The organism is Chitinophaga sp. XS-30 (assembly GCF_008086345.1).
Lineage (GTDB): Bacteria > Bacteroidota > Bacteroidia > Chitinophagales > Chitinophagaceae > Chitinophaga.
Genome location: NZ_CP043006.1, coordinates 4,769,077 through 4,788,368 on the forward strand (window position 1 = coordinate 4,769,077; position 19,292 = coordinate 4,788,368).

At 53.4% G+C, this 19,292-nt stretch carries 12 protein-coding genes; 4 read left to right on the top strand and 8 right to left on the bottom strand.

Annotation, left to right across the window (positions count from 1 at the left end; all coding sequences use genetic code 11):
- Positions 1-252 precede the first annotated feature (252 nt).
- The 3 genes from FW415_RS19350 to trxA all read left to right on the top strand — a co-directional run bounded on the left by FW415_RS19350 (position 253) and on the right by trxA (position 5,355).
- A complete protein-coding gene (locus FW415_RS19350) occupies positions 253-3,252 on the top strand; it encodes a SusC/RagA family TonB-linked outer membrane protein (RefSeq protein WP_148388331.1) in 3,000 nt (999 codons plus the stop codon).
- Positions 3,253-3,274: 22 nt separating this feature from the next.
- A complete protein-coding gene (locus tag FW415_RS19355; RefSeq protein WP_148388333.1) occupies positions 3,275-4,963 on the top strand; it encodes a RagB/SusD family nutrient uptake outer membrane protein in 1,689 nt (562 codons plus the stop codon).
- A 95-nt stretch (positions 4,964-5,058) separates the two neighbouring features.
- On the top strand, positions 5,059-5,355 hold the full coding sequence (gene trxA / locus FW415_RS19360; RefSeq protein WP_148388336.1) for a thioredoxin: 297 nt from the start codon (positions 5,059-5,061) through the stop codon (positions 5,353-5,355).
- 336 nt (positions 5,356-5,691) lie between these two features.
- Here the strand turns inward: trxA and FW415_RS19365 are convergent, their stop codons facing one another.
- From FW415_RS19365 to FW415_RS19400, 8 genes are all read right to left on the bottom strand, one after another.
- Entirely contained in the window at positions 5,692-6,729 is a 1,038-nt protein-coding gene (locus FW415_RS19365) for an LLM class flavin-dependent oxidoreductase (protein ID WP_148388338.1), read from the bottom strand.
- A 162-nt stretch (positions 6,730-6,891) separates the two neighbouring features.
- Positions 6,892-9,165 carry an excinuclease ABC subunit UvrA gene (locus tag FW415_RS19370; protein ID WP_148388340.1) on the bottom strand — a complete coding sequence of 758 codons (2,274 nt, stop codon included), beginning with the start codon at positions 9,163-9,165 and terminating at the stop codon, positions 6,892-6,894.
- A gap of 266 nt (positions 9,166-9,431) precedes the next feature.
- Complete coding sequence (locus FW415_RS19375; RefSeq protein ID WP_148388342.1) at positions 9,432-10,859, bottom strand: PKD-like family lipoprotein; 1,428 nt, start codon at positions 10,857-10,859, stop codon at positions 9,432-9,434.
- A 36-nt stretch (positions 10,860-10,895) separates the two neighbouring features.
- Entirely contained in the window at positions 10,896-11,729 is an 834-nt protein-coding gene (locus FW415_RS19380) for a DUF4843 domain-containing protein (protein ID WP_168208898.1), read from the bottom strand.
- A gap of 11 nt (positions 11,730-11,740) precedes the next feature.
- Positions 11,741-13,198 (bottom strand): RagB/SusD family nutrient uptake outer membrane protein, encoded by a 1,458-nt coding sequence (locus FW415_RS19385; RefSeq protein WP_148388346.1) that lies wholly within the window; start codon positions 13,196-13,198, stop codon positions 11,741-11,743.
- Between the two features lie 11 nt (positions 13,199-13,209).
- A complete protein-coding gene (locus FW415_RS19390) occupies positions 13,210-16,698 on the bottom strand; it encodes a SusC/RagA family TonB-linked outer membrane protein (protein ID WP_246858812.1) in 3,489 nt (1,162 codons plus the stop codon).
- A gap of 111 nt (positions 16,699-16,809) precedes the next feature.
- The gene (locus FW415_RS19395; protein ID WP_148388348.1) at positions 16,810-17,823 is read right to left on the bottom strand and encodes a FecR family protein; all 1,014 of its coding nucleotides are present in this window, start codon (positions 17,821-17,823) and stop codon (positions 16,810-16,812) included.
- A gap of 82 nt (positions 17,824-17,905) precedes the next feature.
- Positions 17,906-18,454, bottom strand: a complete 549-nt coding sequence (locus FW415_RS19400) for an RNA polymerase sigma factor (protein WP_256378920.1) — start codon at positions 18,452-18,454, stop codon at positions 17,906-17,908.
- Positions 18,455-18,739: 285 nt separating this feature from the next.
- On the opposite strand from FW415_RS19400, the gene FW415_RS25795 reads away from it, so the two are divergent.
- Positions 18,740-19,288 (top strand): energy transducer TonB, encoded by a 549-nt coding sequence (locus FW415_RS25795; RefSeq protein WP_371417007.1) that lies wholly within the window; start codon positions 18,740-18,742, stop codon positions 19,286-19,288.
- The last annotated feature ends 4 nt before the right edge of the window (positions 19,289-19,292 follow it).

The following is a 19,292-nucleotide window of genomic DNA, read 5'->3' on the forward strand; positions in this document are numbered from 1 at the left end:
ATTCATCATTACAAATTTGCTGACCTGGCCGGCACGGGAATTTATTGCCTGGTCCGTCCGCTCCCAAACTACTATGTCGCTTATGAACGCAGCTATTTTCCACGATCTGACGCCATGCCAATCCACTCCTGCTAACCGGCTCCGCCGCCGGAATGATCTTTCTTTTATTATACCGGTCTGATCCGGGACCATTCAACGGCCGTTCATCCCTTTTTGTTTACCCGATCCTCATCATCAAAAATTCAAATCATCATGAGACACTCCACCCAATTTTCCGTTCGGCAATTTCACTGGTTGCTAAAACGATTTTGCAAAGACTCCGGGAGCAGGATCGCCACCCTGAGCGCCCTGTTCCTCCTTGCCTGCATGAGCGCACTGGCGCAAGGCAGGCAGATCTCCGGCACTGTATCTGACGACAGCGGGGCGCCGCTGCCGAATGTAAGCGTACGCATCAAAGGCACTACTACCGGCGCTTTCACCGACGGCCAGGGGAAATTCAGTTTCAATGTACCGAACGACACGGCTGTACTGGTGTTCAGCACCATCGGTTATGAAACGCAGGAAATGACGGTAGGCAGCAATACGAGCCTGAAGGTGGCGTTAAAAACCTCCGTCAGCCAGCTTTCCGATGTTGTTGTGGTGGGTTACGGATCGGTGCAGAAAAGAAATCTCACCAGCGCCGTCACCACCGTCAATGCCAAAGACTTCCTGCAGGGCGGTTATAACAGCCCTTTGCAGATGATCGATGGTAAAGTGGCGGGCGTTACGGTGTCCAACCCCGCTGCGGCGGACCCTAACCGCGGCACGGACATCCAGATACGCGGCGCGGCCTCTCTCGAGGCAGGCAACGGCCCGCTTGTAGTGATTGACGGGATGCCCGGCGGCGACCTCCGCAATATCGCGCAGCAGGATATCGAATCCATCACCGTACTGAAAGATGCTTCCGCTGCCGCCATCTATGGTTCCCGCGGCGCTAACGGCGTTGTACTGGTACAAACAAAAAGGGGTAAAAGCGGGGATGTGACCGTGACGTACGACAGCTATGTTGAACATGATGTGGTAGCGGCCAAACCTGAACTGCTCTCGCCGGAGGAATTCCTGGAAAAACAGCGCGATCAGGACAGGGGCGCACGCACCAACTGGTACGATGAGCTGATCCGCACCAATAACTTCGGCACCAACCAGTTCCTGACCGTTTCCGGCGGTACTGCCAACAGCATCTTCCGCCTGTCCGGCAACTACCGGAGCAAAACCGGGATCGATATTGCCACTGAGCGAAAGGAATATGGTTACAGGGCAAACTTCCAGCAGAAAGCACTGAATGGTTTGCTGGAATTCTCCGGTAACCTGTCCCAACGGATCGCCAAAGAGGAATACACCAATTACAATGCGTTCCAGCAGGCGGTGAAGCTCAACCCCACCCTTTCTGTAATGGACCCTGACAATCCGCTGAACTTTAATACGCTCCAGGGTTACGACACGTATAACCCGGTGCAGGACCTCCTGGCCAGGGAAAACGGGGCGGACCAGAATTATTCCATCGTGGATATGAACGTAAAGCTCAACATCCTCAAAAACCTCAGCACGGAAATAAAGCTGGCCAGGCAGGGGCATGAGATGCTGAGAAGGGAATATTACACCTCAAAATCCGCAGAGTCCGTCAACAACAACCGCCTCGGCCGGGCGCGGCTGCAAAGCGAAAAATGGACGGATTATACGCTGGAATGGCTGGGCAATTACAATACCACGATCGATAAGCACGACTTCTCGCTGATGGGCGGGTATTCTTACCAGGAGTTCAACAACCAGGCGTTCTGGGCGGAGAACATGAACTTCATCTCCGATGGCTTCGGGTACAACAACCTCGATGACGGAAGCTGGAACCTGGAAGAGGGCCGGCTTGGCATGGACTCCTACAAAAGCAAGGAAAAGCTTATTGCCTTCCTGGGCCGTCTGAACTATAACTTCGATAACACCTACTTCCTGACAGCCTCTTTCCGTTACGAAGGCAACAGCAAGTTCGGCGCAAACAACAAATGGGGCATGTTCCCCGCGGTATCCGCCGCCTGGCGTATTTCCAACCTGGATGTTTTCCGGGGCAGCAGGGTGATCAACGACCTGAAACTTCGTGCATCCTATGGCGTTACCGGCCGTTCCGGATTCGCGCGGTACACTTCGCTGGCCAGGTATGCGCCGTACGGCAGGTACCTGAACGATGCCGGTGAATGGGTAAGGGTGTACGGCCCGGGCAACAACTACAATCCCAATCTCCAATGGGAAAGGGCTGTTGCATATAATATCGGGCTGGACTTTGTGTTGCTGGACAACAGGATCACCGGTAGCCTGGACGTATTCGACCGCCGCAGCAGGGACATTCTCGGCAACTACGATGTGCCGGTTGGCGCATACCTCCATGAACAGATGTTCGTGAACGTTGGTACCACCAGCTCCAAAGGCATTGAGCTGACGGCGAACTGGAAAGTAGCGGCCACAGAGGATTTTTCTTACAACACCAATGTTACCGCATCTTATATCAGAACAAAGCTGGTCTCCTGGTCCAACAACCAGTTCCAGGGCAATTTCCGCTACCTGCAGAACCTCCCCTCACCGGGTAACCCCGGTCCCGCTTACCGCCTGGACCCCGGTACGGAGCTGGGCAGCTTCTACGGCTACAAATACGCCGGTGTGGATGAAGACGGCAGGATACTGATCTGGAAAGACGGCATTGAAGGAAAGGAAAAGATCGTGGCTTCCAGCGAGGGCAATGCGGACCGTGACAGGACCTATATCGGGCACGGCGCGCCCCGCTATGAACTGGCCTGGGGAAACAACTTTACTTACAAGGGCTTTGACCTGAGCCTGTTCTTCCGCGGGCGTTTCGATTATGATATCCTGAACCTTTACCAGATGTACTATGGCCTGCAGGCGGAACCGGGCATCAACCTTCTGAAAGATGCCTATACCCGCAACGGCCACATCAAATCCGGCAAAGTGATCACCGATTATTTCCTGGAGAAAGGTGATTATTTCAAGCTGGACAACCTTACCCTGGGCTGGTCTCCCAAACTGCATGTAAAGGAGATCAAAAATCTGCGCCTTTACGGCAGCGTACGGAATGTATTTACGTTCACCGGGTATTCCGGGCTGGACCCTACCGTTGTTGGCGTTACGGGGCTTACGCCGGGTTACGGGGACCTGGGGGTGTACCCCATCACCCGTACGTTCACTTTTGGCGCTCAGGTAACATTCTAACATGAACTTTAAATTATCCGACATGAACATAAAGACACTATGCAGCTTCCTGCTGTTATCGATATTCGCCGCTACGTCCTGCACCGATCTTGAAGAGGAGCCTTTTGACGTAGCGCCTGCAGACCAGTATTACACCAGTAAAAAAGCGGTCACCGCGGCACTTTTACGCCCTTATGAGCATGCGCACTGGTGCGGATGGGACGGCGACCGCTGGCTGATCTCCGAACTGACGGCAGACCAGTTCGTATGGACCCAGAAAGGCAAACACGGTTACGATGGCGGCGACTGGGTTCGCCTTCATGGCCATACCTGGACGCCGGACGACAACCATATCAACGGCGGATGGGTTGGCCCTTACCAGGGTATCGCGCAATGCAACGTGATCATGAAAGACCTGGCTTCTCTCGACTACTCCCTGTTCGACATGACGGAAGCGGACCAGGCCCGGCATGTAGCCGAGCTGCGTGTGCTCCGTGCCTGGTTCTACCTTTTCCTGATCGATTACTTCCGCGAAGTGCCGATCTACAAGGAACCGCAGACCATCGAAGCCCAGTCTACCCCGCAGGAAGTTTTCACCTACATCGAAACAGAGCTGAAAGAAGCATTGCCCGCACTTTCTAAAAACGGAGGCGTGGGAAGATGGGACCAGGGAGGCGCCGCCGCATTGCTGGTCCGCCTCTACCTGAATGCGGAAAAATGGATCGGCACGCCAAAATATACGGAATGCGCTACCGTTGCGCAGGACATCATAGACGGGGATTACGGCACCTATTCCATCGACACGGATTACCGCGGCCCCTTCCGATCCGGTATAAAAGACTACCGCTCCCCGGAAAACATCTTCGAGTTCCCCCATGCGAAGAACCTTTATGAATTCGGCTGGATGTACAACGCCACCATGCATTACCAGTCCCGCTACTCGCTGGACAATGACTGGGGTTCCTGGAACGGCGTCCACCTCACGCCTTCCCGCGATGAGAATGGCGCGCTGTACACCTACAAGCTCGGCATGCCCTACGAGCGGTATGCAGCTGCAGACAAAAGGAAACAGCCCTTCCGCACCACATCCAAGAACGCGGATTACGAAGGTTTCTTCCTGATCGGGCAGCAGTATGAATTCAACAGGGCCAATGGTTTCGGTTTCGACAGCTCCCGGCCCGTGAACGGAACGGAGGAATACAATGGCCGGCCGCTGGCTTTTGTGGACCAGGTGGCCAGGTTCTCCGAAAGACCCGGCGGGCGCTGGAACGAAGGTTCCCATGTGATCACCGGGGAAGAAAACTCGGGCGTAAGGCTGCTGAAGTTCCCCTGGCTCCCCATGTCGCAACAGTTCTTCCAGTTCAATTCCGCCACCGAGATCCGCCTTGCGGAGATCTACTACTCCCTGGCGGAATGCAGATACCGTGCGGGCGATGTACCCGGTGCAGCGGCGCTGCTGGATGCCGTGCGCAGCCGGAACTTCGACCCGGCAGACTGGCCTGCCAACAGCTACGTGCAGAATATTGCCCGGCTGACAGATGACGAATTCGTAGATGAGCTGGGACGGGAGTTTATCGGTGAACGCCACCGCAGGACCGACCTGGTACGCTGGAACAGGTTTGGCAACGAATGGTGGGATAAACCGGCGGATAGCCGGGACAGAAGTGTTTTCCCTATTCCGTCAAGAGCACTGAACTCCAATCCACTGCTAAAGCCGAACGGGTTTGAGTAATCAGTTCATGATGCATGAGAGAGGGGCTGGCCGGTTGAGCCGGCCTCTTTTCTTTTCAGCATGATTTTTGCGAAATGATCATAAACAATAACGATATGGCAACCTTTGCCGAAATGATCAACAGCGAAAGACCCGTACTGGTGGATTTCTTCGCAACATGGTGTGGCCCCTGCAAAACGATGGAGCCGATCCTTAAGGACCTGAAAACCAGCCTGGGGGAAGCTGCGACCATTATCAAGGTGGATGTGGACAAAAACCCCGCAGCGGCGATGGCCTACCAGGTGCAGGGCGTGCCTACGCTCATCCTGTTCAAACAAGGGAAAGCGCTATGGCGGCAGTCAGGCGTTGTACCGGCCAGGGAACTGGAACAGGTGATCCGCACGCATTCCTGACCTTCAGCTTGCACGGAGATAGTTGTTAACCACCATCATGATTATTTTCCCGAATCTCTCAAAAGGGGGCTGATTTGTGATGCTCTGTGTCTTAAAAGGCCCCACCAAGGCTCCATCAGCCGCTCGTGTCAGGTAGATAAAGTACCTATAAGGTACTATTCAAGTACTGTTAAGATACCTATAAAGCATATCTACATAGCAGTACTTTATCTATGCTTTAGCAGTAAAATAACAGCAGGTCTGATATTCTTTAACCTGTTCCCATTGTCCTGTAAACAGCAAAGCCTCGTCCGCAGACGAGGCTTTGCTGTTCGCCGGCGGCGTACCGGCGGCCTATTACCTGCCCCCCAGGGCTTCCTTCACCGCAGGCGCTACCTTTGTGCCGAACAGTTCAATGGCTTTCAGCACTTTGGCATGATCGATATATCCCTTGATGAGCTGGCCGAGGAAACGGGTGTGCCTGAACAGGCCGTGCTGATAGATGATCTTGTCCGTAACCTCCTGCACGTTGCCAACGAACAGGGGGCCTTCGGGCAGGCGCATGATCTCGAACTGATCGCGGGTGATGGGCGACCATCCTCTTTCCTTCCCTACACGGTTCATCAGTTTTTCGTACGAGGGATAAAACTCGTCTGCGGCCTGATCTGAATTTTCTGCGATATGGAACTGGGAGTTGATGCCGAGCTGCAGTGCTGCGGGGTCATGCCCGGCTTCCTGTGCAGATTTCCGGTATAATCCGATGAAGGGTACGTATTGGTCTGGGCGGCCGCCCAGGATGGCGATCATCATGGGGAGGTTGAGCTTACCGGCCCTGACGGCGGAGGCTGTTGTGCCACCAACGGCTTGCCAGATGGGCAGTGAGGCTTGCAGGGGCCTGGGGTAGATGCCTTTCCCGAAGATCGGCGGGCGGAATTTCCCTTTCCAGGTGATCACCTCCTGCCGGTTGATCTGCATCAGCAGTTCCAGCTTCTCTACGAACAACTCATCATAATCCTGCAGGCTGTATCCGAACAGGGGAAAAGATTCGGTAAAGGAACCCCTTCCGGCCATGATCTCCGCACGGCCACCGGACACCAGGTCCAGCGTAGCAAAATCCTGGAATACCCGTACCGGGTCGGCTGAGCTTAATACCGTCACGGAGCTGGACAGCCGGATATGCTTCGTTACGGCAGCTACGGCTGCCAGCGCTACTTCAGGCGCAGAGACGATAAAATCCGGGCGGTGATGCTCACCCAATGCATATACGTCAAGCCCCGCGCTGTCCGCCATCTTCGCTTCCGCGATAAGTTCCTGCATGCTGCGGTGGGATTCCGCGGCCCCGCCGGATACACCCTCCGGCCTTACTTCACCGAAGCTGCTGATACCTAATTCCATGTTGCTGTATTTGTTGCAACAGCGAATTTACGACAAACCAACTCAGTGCGTGCCTTTATGCACCAGTTCTTCCACAACGGCGCCGTGCTCCCGCAATACACGACAAGATGCATCGAAATACGCGGGAACAATCAGCCCGGGTTCTTAAACGGCTTACCGGCACTACGCTAATGCCTCTCCTCCGGAATGCTCCTGCAGGTATTTTCCGGTGAGCGAACCTTCAGCCTGCAGTATATCCCGCGGCGTGCCTTCGAAAACGATCCTTCCACCTTCTTTGCCGCCGCCCGGCCCCAGGTCTATGATCCAGTCCGCATGCCGGATCACGTCTGTATTATGTTCGATGACGATGACGGTATTGCCCAGGTCCACCAGCCGGTCCATGATCTCCAGGAGATGCCCGGTATCCGAGAGGTGCAGGCCGGTCGTGGGCTCATCCATGACATAGATGCTGCCGCGTTTGTGCAGTTCCCCGGCCAGTTTGATGCGCTGGCATTCCCCTCCGGAAAGTGTGCTCAGCGGTTGGCCGAGGGTGAGATAGTCCAGCCCCACATCATACATGGCTTTGAGTTTCTGCTGCACTTCCTTCCGCCGGAAGAACGCCAGCGCCTGTTCCACGGTCATTTCCAGCACTTCCGTGATGTTCTTGCCCTGGAAGGCGTATTGCAGCACTTCCTCGCTGAAGCGCCGGCCATCACATATCTCGCAGGTGGTGCGGATCGGTTCCAGGAAAGCCAGGTCGGTAAGGATAAAGCCCAGCCCCTGGCAACCGGGGCAGGCGCCTTTGGAGTTAAAGCTGAACAGCGATGCACTCACATTGTTGGCCTTGCCGAAAAGCTGGCGGATATCGTCCATGATGCCTGTATAGGTGGCGGGGTTGGAGCGGATGGAAGTGCCCACGGCCGATTGGTCTATCACCACCGCTTCGGGATGCTGCGAGAGAAAGACCTTGTTGATCAGCGAGCTTTTGCCGGAACCGGCTACGCCGGTGATGGCGGTCAGCACCCCGGTGGGGATGTCCACGGAAACGTCCTGCAGGTTATGTATGCTGGCATGGCGGATAGCGAGTGCGCCGGTGCGCTGCCGCACCGAGGGTTTGATCTTTACCTGCTGATGAAGGGATTTTCCGGTGAGGGTCCCCGAGGCCAGCAATCCCTTGTAATCCCCCTGGTACACCACCTCTCCCCCATTGCTGCCGGCCTTCGGCCCGATGTCCACAATATGGTCCGCAATACGGATAACATCGGGATCATGCTCTACAACAAGGATGGTATTGCCTTTATCCCTTAGTTTGACGAGCAGTTCATTCAACCGGTGCACATCCCTGGGATGCAGGCCGATGCTGGGTTCATCGAAGATGTAGATGATGTCGGCGAGACTGCTGTTGAGGTGTTTCACCATTTTGATCCGTTGGGATTCCCCGCCGGAGAGCGTGGCGGTCTCCCTGTCCAGGCTCAGGTAGCCCAGGCCGATGTCTACCAGGTGCTGGAGGCGGGTGGCCAGGGTGGCGACCATCGGCGCGGCTACCGGGTCCGTTATCTGCCTGACTATTCCGGTGAGGGCGGAAACTTCCATGGCGGACATTTCCGCGATGTTGAGACCATTGATCCGGCAGCTCAGTGCCGCCTCGTTCAACCGTGCGCCCCGGCACTGCGGGCATTGCCCCATTTTCAGGAACTGCTCGGCCTTTTTCCGCGTCCGGTCAGACATTTCCGCACTGTCTTTCTGTATATACAACCGGTTGAATTTATCTATCAACCCCTCAAATTTTGCATTGACCGGCACATTGTTATCCAGCACGGCCTCAAAAGAGCCTTTGCCGTACAGCAATGTCTGCCATTCCGCTTCCGAGTAATCCTCCAATTTCCTGTCGTTATCCAGCAGGCCGGAGTACACATAGCTTTTCCAGTACCAGGTGCCTACGGCAAAAATCGGGAAGAGGATTGCGCCCTCATTCAGGGATTTCGACTTGTCCAGGAACCTGTCCAGGTCCAGTTCAATCTTTTTCCCTACCCCCATGCATTCCTGGCACATGCCGGCGGGATCGTTGAAGGAAAATGCATTGGAATACCCGGCGAAAGGCTGTCCGATCCGGGAGAACAGCAGGCGCAGCACGGCGGAGATATCGGTAATGGTGCCCATGGTGGAGCGGGAATTGCCGCCCAGGCGTTTCTGGTCTATTACAATGGCCGTGGAAAGATGCCCGATCTCGTCCGCATCCGGTTGACTGATGCGGGGCAGGCGGTTGCGGATAAACATGCTGAAGGTCTCGTTCAGCTGCCTTTGCGCTTCCGCACCGATGGTATCGAATACGATAGATGACTTCCCTGAGCCGGATACGCCGGTGAAAATGCTGATCCTGCGTTTGGGGATATCCAGCGAAATGTTCTTTAGGTTGTTTTCCCGGGCGCCCCGGATCCTGATATATTCCTGCAGCATAATGAAAAGATTTGCTGCAATTTCATAAGACCGGGCGGTTCAGCCTACGGCGAAACGGATTTTGATCAATGCGGAACGGATCAATTTTACCCGAACGGCCGCATGACCGCCGGTGGCGCAAAAAGGAAAAGGGTTGTTGCCGGGAAGCAACAACCCCTTTCTTACATATCAAACATCACCGCTGGCTGCGAAGCGCTTTTTACTCCGCATTCCCCAGGCGGTATTGGCTCAACGTATCAAATCGGGAACATGGGATATTTGTCAGTCTAATTATCTCTTGCCAGGATGTCCACCACCTCTCCGGGGAACCCGTCTATCTGCTTCGTGATCACCCCGTTGTTACCGGTGCTGATATTCAGGTAGTACAGGCTGCCTTCGGTACCGGCCATCAGCAGGTCGCCATTGTTCAGCACTTTCAGCATGGTCACATCTTTGCCGTTGAAATTGGCATCCAGCGGCCTGATCTCTTCACTTAAAGGATTGTAGCGGTAGATCTTGTCTCCTGAAGAAAAGAAGAATACCTGTATGGGCGAGCTGGCCCATTTGGTATCAGGGGTGAGCAGCGATGCTCCGGCAAATTCCCGCTTCGCCAGCGCACGGAAGATACGCTGCCCGGCGTTGAGCCTTACAGCAAACCGCAGCTCTATCTTTTTGCCCATGCTGTCGCAATAAGCATACAGGTTATCATCGCTGAAGCGGTCCATGTGGATCAGGTCCATCTTCAGGTCCTTCGGATTGAAAGCCGTATCCGGTACGGGCACGTTATATCCGGAGGTATCGAAATAAGTATTGCCCAGGAAACGGATGAACTGTTTCCTGTTCTTTTCAAATCCCAGGAAATAAGTGTCGTACGGATTTTCGAAAGAATTGTAGAGCACACGCGGATGCAGGCTGTAGTTGCCATCTATCGGCACACCCCAGAAGCCGTAATATGGCCAGAACGGCGCGGTTTCGGTGGTACCGCGGTACAGTTTGCCATTGAAAATACCTGTTGTCACGCCGTCGAGCATATTCAGCATGCTGCCTACTTCAATGGTTGCGGGAGGATCATAGAAATTTTCTTTCAGGTATTTGGAACGCTGGAGGGTATTGGCATCCAGCTGCACAGCGCCGCTGCCGTTGCCGCTGTAGGTGAGCCAGTAAAAATTGAGCTGGTTCATATAGAACTGATGGCGGATGGGCACCAGCTGCATGGCGCCGCCCGGCAATGCTTCTTCGTTGATGGCGCTGTAGATATCCGGTTGCACGGAGTCGTCCGGCTTAACGAACGAAAGCTTTGAATGAGCGCCGTCATTGCTCAATACGAGCGTTCCCCGGGTGAATTCCGTTTGACCTTTGATGACAAATTCATAAAAATAACGCTGTCCGGTGTTATTGTCCTGCACCCTGAGCAACACGTTATACCGGTTGGCGGCAAGGCCGAACACGATCCGCAGTTCTCTCCCTTCATAATCGAGGGACATCGCTCTCTCCGGCACGGCTATCTCCCAGAAGCAGGAGTAGTCGTTTTTCCCGCTTTTCAATTCAACGGTCGGGCTGATGATAAGGCTGTCTCCCACGATGGCTATATATGCCGTGTCCAGGTTGGTAACCACCGGGTCCGGTATGTCGATGTAGTCGTAATTGCCTTTATCCCTGGCACATGCGGCCAGGAGCAGAAGACTTCCCAATATATATAACAGATAATTTTTCATCCGTTTGCGTTTAGTTTTTAGTGGCCGAATATTGATTTATATAATGCGGTTGCCATTCTCGTCCATGAAATAGTACTTGTTATCCGCAGGATTCAGCTCCAGCGGGTAGGTCTTATCAGGATTGGAGATGCTGAAAAACTCATATTTGCCCGTTCCGTCCTGCGCAATCGTATATCCTTTCCCCGGATTGGCGGCTACCCATGCAAAAGGATCGTTCAGGAAGCTGCGGAACGTGCGGGAATAGAACAAGGCCATCGGCACCACCTCTCCGGATGGAGTGGCCGGCATTTCGGTTGTACCGGAGGTACGGATGAACAGCTCATGCTTTACACGGGAGTAAGCTCCCAGTTCGCCGGCCCACACATTCCACCACACTGGCTGCTCCAGGCGGTTGGAGAAGATCACTTTAGCCGTATCGTAGCTATGGTTGGTCACGGCAAAATCTGCCGTTGAGGCCAGGCGGAATTTGATGCGCACGGACTGTTCCAGCAGCAGGGCATCCGTTCCGTAGAGGATCACCGGTACTTTTACCTGCCCTGAATCGGCGGGCATGATATATTCCGGCTCCAGCGCCTTGTAATGCACACCGGCTACCGCGGTGGTGGAGGTATCTATCACGGTGATCCGGAACGCTCTGTCCACACTCTTTCGCATACCCGTGATCCGCACCGGCAGATACACCGTATCGGTCCCTTTCTCCGGATAGAGCGCGAAGGAATAGCCGATGCTGTCTATCCGCTCATTTTCATTCTCCGGATCATTAAAATCGAAGTATATATTGTCAGGGGAAGTATATACCTGTTCAACTGCTTTCTCGCAGGCGCTAAAGCAAACAAGTCCGAATACTCCTGTTATCAGTATTTTTTTCATCGACATGTTTTTTATCTGTTACCGTATGCGATTTCATCGTCAGGGAATGGCACCACGAAGATGGCCTTCGAGGGTGATATGCTACTACCGGATGGCCCTGTTAAAGGGCTGTTGAGCCTTTTATAGAAATAGAACAGCTGCCCTTCGGAGATCATCTCCTTACGGTATTCCTTGGCCAGCTCGTTCATAAAGGTGATTTTGGAGGGATCGCTCAATTCGGTACCGATGCCTCTGTAGAGGCGAACGGTATTAAAATATTCCCAGGCCTTTCCCGGATCTGTATCGAAGGTGCATTCGGCGGCGATGTAATACATTTCGCTGAGGCGGATGGCCGGTACCATCTGATCGTACAGGTTATTGTCCGGGTCCCGGTTATATTTCATTACCCGCAGGAAAGTGCCGGCAGAGCCGGATTCTTCCTGGAACCACTGTTTGAAGCGGAAATCGTCCGCACCAACGCCACCTACTTCGTAGATCGTGCGTGCTTCCGAGGGAATGAGCGTAAGCCCCTGCTGGTTGCCCAGCACATCCCTGATGGGGTTTGTGGCATTGGGCGCATAGAAACCGAAAAGCAGTTCATTATACAGTATCCGGTCTTTCTTTTCGTCATCAGCATTCAGGAAATCCGCCTGCCTGGTCCAGGGAAACTTGCCGGCGTTGATCACCTCCAGGGCGTTGGCAAGCGCGTTCGGCTGATCGTTGCGATAGAGGTACACCCTGGCCAGCTCACCGCAAACCGCATAGTAGTTGAGGCGGTGGCGGCGTACCTGCAGGAAAAGCTCACCATCTGTTTCGGTGGCGGTATCCGAGGCGGGGTAGCCCACCTTGTAGCCCGGCATCGTGATGGGATCTTTCGCGCGGAGCAGTTCCTTCGCGGCCAGCAGATCTTTGAGCACCAGGTCTATCGCTTCACCCACCTTGGCCATTGCCGGAGCATCCTTGTCGAATGCTGTTGCATAAGGGATGCCCTTGCCTTCGGGCTCCGTTGCATAGGAATCCGCGAAGAGGCGCAGTACATCAAAGTGGCAGAACCCGCGCATGGCAAGCGCTTCCCCTTTGATGATATCGTAGTTCACGCCGGAAAAGATGTTCTTTTTCTCGTCGATATTCTCCAGGATGAGATTGGCATTGGCGATCACGTTGTAGTAACCTATCCATATATCGTCCCTCCGCTGCATGAAGGTTTGTTGTTTGTAGGCGAACTGTATGGCCTGGCGGTAGCCCCGGCTGTCCAGCGCATCCACGTTGTAGTTCTGGGCCATGGCGTCCAGCATGCCCACACTCAGTTCCCTGCCGAACATCTGCTCTACCGTAAGGCGGCTGTACAGACCATTCAGGGCTTCTTTAAATCCGTCTTCCGTTTCAAAGAGATCATCTTTGGCTACTTCGGACCGGGGCGTAACATCCAGCCATTTGCTGCAGGATGCCAGTGTACATATTGTTATGATGGATATCAGATATTTCTTCATCGCTGTGCTTTTTAGAACCGGGAGGATAATGTGAAAGTGAAACTCCGTGCGAACGGATAATTGATCCCTCTTTCTACCTGTATGCTGGACCAGTAACCCAGATCATTCATGTTGAGGGCAAACCGGAGATTCTTCATCTTCAGCCGTTTGTAGAATTTCGCGGGAGGTTCGTAGGACATATACACCGATTTCAGTTCCACCCTGTTTTCCCTTTGTACGAAACGGGAAGTAGTGCGGGTGAAGGAGAGGTCCGCGATGTCCTTATAGAAGGTCACATCACCAGGCTGCCGCCATCTTTCCGCCAGTACCCTGCTATCCACATTATACCGCGGGTCCGCATTTTCCACGCGGTCGATCAGCGTCTGGTTATAAATATCGCCACCGAGACGGGTATAGAAGCTGAACTCCAGCACAAAGTTCTTATATACGAAGTTGCCGCCGAAGTAACCATCCAGCTTGGGCGTCTGATCCCCTACCGGAACGGTATTGCGTACATCGTATTCGTAGGTGGTGGTACCATCGGGATTGAGGAAGATCTCTTTACCGTTCTCGGGATCTATCCCCAGTGATTTCACGGCATAGATCGTGTTCAGCGATTGTCCCTCCTGGTAGCGGAGCAGCGGGCGGGTCCTCAGCGAGGAATCTTCCTGCTGCTGCTTGGTCACCTCATCATTGAAATTCTTCAGCGCATCGGAAATGCGGGTGATCACGTTGGTGTTGTGCCCGAAGTTGGCATTCACGTTGAAGGACCAGTCCTTGCCGCGCAGCACGTTTGCGCGCAGGTACACTTCAAAACCCTTGTTCACCATCTCTCCCAGGTTCTCCTTATACTGGGAGAAACCAGTGGAAGGCGCTACATTGATATCCGTCAGCAGGTCTTTTGTGAGCTTGTGATAGTAACGCGGGGAGATATACAACCTGTCCTTGAACATGGAGGCTTCCAGGCTCAGGTCGTAGTTCTGCGTGCGCTGCCATTTCAGCCCGGAATTGCCGTAAGCGGCGAACGTTGCGCCCACGCCGGTGGAATACCAGTCGTTCGTATAATAAGAATAGGTAGTATTGGATAAATAGGCGGGGAATGATATATCTCCCGTGAGGCCCGTGGTCGCTTTGATCCTTAACTGGTTAAAGATGGTGTTGCGGAACATTTTTTCGTTATGCAGGTTCCAGCCTACGCCGTATGACCAGAAGGGCGCCATCCTGGAATCGGAACCGAACTTGGAGGAACCGTCCACCCTTACCGTACCGTCCATCAGGAAGCGGTTCTGCCAGGAGTAGTTGAAGGAGAGGAAAGCGCCGATCAACCGGTTCTCCGAAACGGAGCCGCTTGGCGCCTGGTCCCTTTCGTACCGGCGGGCGAAGGAAATATCCGTGAAACGGTCGTTCGTGAACCCTTCCGCTACAAATGATTTTTCATTGAAAGTGGATGACTGGATGTTGGTACCCAGGGAGAAGTTCAGGAAGTGCGCATTGGCAAAGGCCTTGTTATAGTTGACGGTCAGGTTACCGTCCACCTGCGTGAAATCTTCGCTTCTGTAGTAATATTTACCGCGGTCTTTCAGATCAGCGGGTAAATAGAAGTAAAATTCGTTGCTCAGCGGAGACACGAACCGGTCGCCCACCTGTTTCCGCTTGGTGAGGCTGATGGTGCCGTGTATGCGCCAGGCTGCGCTGGGATTATATTCCGCGGAAAGCGCGTCCATGAATTCCAGGTATTCGCTTTTATCGAAGCTGCCGATGGTGGCTTCATACAGAGGGTTGAACACCGGTTCCAGCACGGGATTGCCGTTCTGCCGGTTTCCGCCGCCATCCCGGTACCGCCACTGCCCTACTTCGCGCATGATGCGACCGGCGGAATCGGTTTTGGGGAAGTAAGGGTTCATCCGCACGTATTTCTCGAATCCGCCGTAAGGGGATTCTGTGCCTTTCACCTGGGAAATGGTGAAGGCGTTGCGGAACATGATCTTGTTATTATCCAGGTTATAGGCCAGGGTGGTAGCGAGACTGTAGCGGTCCCTGCCGGAACCTTTCATCACACCATTGTTGGTCTGGTAGCGGGCATCCACGCCGTACCGCAGGGAGGGAGAGCCGCCTTGCAGGGAAATGGAGTGCCGGTGCCCGTAGTCCGTAGTGGTGGGCTGGGACAGCCAGTAGGTATTCACGCCGCTCAGCACATTCCTTCTTTTCTCGTAATACTGTCTTTCCAGGTCGTGGGGATTGTCCAGCGCATTTGAAGTGTATAAGCCGGCGAGCCTTTCGTATTCCAGCTTTTGAGCGGCATCCAGTACGCTGTAGGCGGTGAGGTCCGGTGCGGTAACGTTCAGCTCATAGCTGTAGAATACCTCCAGCGCGCCTTCTTTCGGTTGCTTGGTCTGAATGATCACCACCCCGTTGGAGGCACGCGAACCGTAGATGGCGGTGGCGGCTGCGTCTTTCAGCAGGGTGATCGCTTCTATGCGGTTGGGGTCCAGGTCATAGATCGTCTGGATGCCCACCTGGTATCCGTCCAGCATGAACATCGGGAGATTGGTGATCTGGGCCAGATCGTTCCGGCTGAGCAGTTTCGGATCGCCTGTAGGCATGGCGGTGGCGCCGCGCACGTTGATCGTAGGCAGCGCATTGGGATTGGAGCCGGCCAGGTTGTTCTCGATGATCCGGAAAGACGGGTCATAAGCCTGGATGCTGGCCAGGATATTCTGCGGGTTGAAGCGCTTGATCTCCTCTCCTGTTATCACGATGGCAGAGCCGGTATAACTTTCTTTGTTCAGCTTCTGATAACCGTTGACCACGAAGTCTTTCATGGATTGAACGTCTGTCAGCAGCTTCACGTCAATGGAAGTGCGGGTGTTGACCTTCACTTCCTGCGTTTTGTAGCCGATATAGCTGAATACGAGCACCCCGTTGGGCGGTACATTCGGCAATGTGTACCGGCCGCTTTCGTTGCTCTTGGTGCCGTTAAAGGTGCCTTTTACCACGATGGTCACCCCGGGCAGCGGCACACCGGATTCCTCCGTTACCTGTCCGCTGATGGTAGACACCTGCTGCATTATGCTTTCCAGCTCCAGCCTTTGTGGCGCGGGAGCGGATGCCGCTGCAGGCGCAGATTCCGGTTGTTTACCGGCGGGCTGCTTCTCCGCTTTGTATATGATGAAATGGTCCTGTGCCGCCTGTTCAGCTTCAAGGCCGAGCGGATGCAGGAAGTTGTTGAGATAGTCGATCAGTGTTTCCGATCCTTTGGCGGCGGGCTTTTGTGCCGTGATACCGTTGATGGTGTTACCGGTATAATTGATGCGCACCTTGTACTGCTGTTCGAGATCAGCCAATACGTTTTTCAGTGGCAGCTTCCGGGATGGCGTATCCTTTTGGACGGCACCGGCCAGCGCAACATTTCGCTGATACTGGTGCGAACCGGATACTGCGGCCGTTGCCGGCGTTCCAAGTTGCATCAACAATGCCAGGGCCAGGCTTCCGCATATTCTCCCGGCGTAAAATTCTACCATAGCAATAGATTTAGGTTGGTTTAGTACGAATAAATTCAAATGAACCCTGTAAGGCATAGCGCTGTCTATCCCGCATTGCGGGAGATATTATGTCTAAAATTTTCGTTGATACTACTTGATCCTGTAAGCCTTTTTTCCTGTTTGCTCCGTTTGCAAATCAAAAGAGCGTGATAATGTCCTGAAAAAAACCTCGATATTATCTAATGGTATAGTACCTGTAAATGTCTGCGATCCGATGGCAGTATCCGCCAGTTCAATGGATATGCCCATATTGTCCTGAAGCGAGCTGATCACTTCTGAAATGGTTGCTTCGTTAAAACGCAGTTCTTTCACGCGCCAGGAGGAATAAGCCTCCGGGTCTACTTTTTTATTGGTCAGCGCAGTGGTAGCGGCGGAGTAAACCACCATATCCCCCGGTTTCATGGTGATCGGCGCGGCGGCGGCGTGCTTTCCGTTCAGCGTCAGCTGTACCTCCCCTTTCCGCAGTACTACCTGTGTTTGCACCCGGCGGGTATTTACATTGAATTCGGTACCCACCACCCTGATATCCACATCATTGGTATGCACGATAAAAGACTGGTTGTTATGCTGATGGGTCACCGAAAAGAAGGCTTCCCCATCCAGCCATATCTCGCGGGGCTGCTGATCGTCCCAGCTTTTGGCATAGCGGATGCTGGAGTTGACGTTGAGCTTCACAAGTGAATGGTCCGGCAGCGTTATGGTACGCTGCTCTCCCATGACCGTATTATATTCCACTTCCCCGCCGCTGTAAAACAGCCAGGCGGCATATACGGCCACCAGTAAGCCGGCCAGAACGGCGGCATAAGGCATCAACCGGCGCAGCATGTTTTTGCTCCGGCGTGGCATGTTTACCACGGCGGCGCCTTCTATGGTTTGTAATATCCTGCTCCAGGTTTCCGTTTCATCCGCGGCGGAGGGAAAAACTTCCTGTGCGGCGATCAGCTGCAGTATCTCCTTTGCCTTCAGCACATCATTTTTTTTGTCAGGATGCTGCTGCATCCAGTCCGCCCAAAAGGCGGCAGCCACGGCATCCTGTTCCAGTACCCACTTGCGAAAATCCGGGTGCTGCAAAAAATCCTCTGTAGAAAAATCTCGAAACGTCATTATAGATACTTAACTGATAAAGCAGGCAACGGGCAAAATCTTAGCGCCTCCGGCCGCTTTTTTTAAAAATAATTTCAAGGGGCTAAAAATGAATGACTTGCAGAACGATGAGAATGTGTATCATCAGCTGGTCACTGTTCTTTTTCAGATAACTCAGCGCCTTTGACAATAGCACATAAGTGGAGTTCACGCTCAGTTCCATGATGGCAGCGGTTTCTTTCGTATCCAGCCCTTCGTAGAAGCGGAGATAGAGGATCTCTTTCTGGCGCGGGGGCAGTTGCTCCATTACCCTGGCGAGCTTTGCCCGCAATTCCAGGGTGGACTGCTCCCCGATGAGCGCCTCTTCCGGAGAATGCGAGAAGGCTGTTTCCCGGAGCGCCTGGGCAAAAAGCTGCTCCGGCTGCGCCTTCTGCGCCTGGCTGGCGATCTTCCTTTTCAGGCTGGCCAACAGGTAATATTTGATGGAATCGGTCAGGGACAGGCGTTCCCGGCTTAACCAGACCGAGACGAAAATATCGTGGATGCAGTCTTTCACCAGGCTTTCGTCCGGATTAAGCTTCATTCCATATTTAAAGAGAGACGGGAAATATGACCGGTAGATGAAAGCCAATGCATCCTTATCGCCTTCCATCAGCTTACGCCAAAGCGCTTTATCAGGCAGGGCGGCATATGATTCGCCCGGATTTAAGATTTTGTTACTATTGGTCACGCACCGCTAAAGATAAATATCGGATCGTTACCATGCAAACCTTGTTCTTAGTGCAGTGCTACCATAAAATTATACATCAAATTAACACTTAATATCATAAATTCAGGATGACTGTCTGATTTATCAACCCGTAACATTATAAATTACCGGCATCTGTCCTTGCCACATCTTCCAGGTATTGTCATCGGTTAAAAGTGTTGCCATAAAATGCGCCACGTTTATGCGGCTTGTTTTTCCCGGATTAAAAATGGCATCTCTTGTGGGGGAAGCGTGCAGCGAATATCCGGACACTTCTTCTTCATCAAACAAGCTATCCGGGCGAACGGCCACCCATTCCACAAACCGGTCCTTCTGCCCGATATTGACCCCAACCACCAATATTGTCATACTCTCCTTAACGAAACACCCCCGCGGTTCAAACAGGGAATCCCGGCATTGGCGAAAATACTTAAAGATAGCATCCGCTATCCCCTTACGGCAATTCAGGATGGAGTTGGCGGTACTGTTGAAGTAGGGTTCGTACTGGATACCTCCGGCAATATCAGGGATGTTCACATACTGAAAAGCGTCCGGGACGATATCGACCGGGAAGCAGCAAGAGTGATACAATTTATCAGCACGGGGTGGGAACCGGGCATCCAGAACGACAAAAAAGTGGAGGTCAAATTCCATATGCCGATTAAATTCAGCCCTCCTACCGGGAAGCACAAGAAAAGATATCTGCGAAAACACCATCCCGGATATCTGGACAGATAACCTC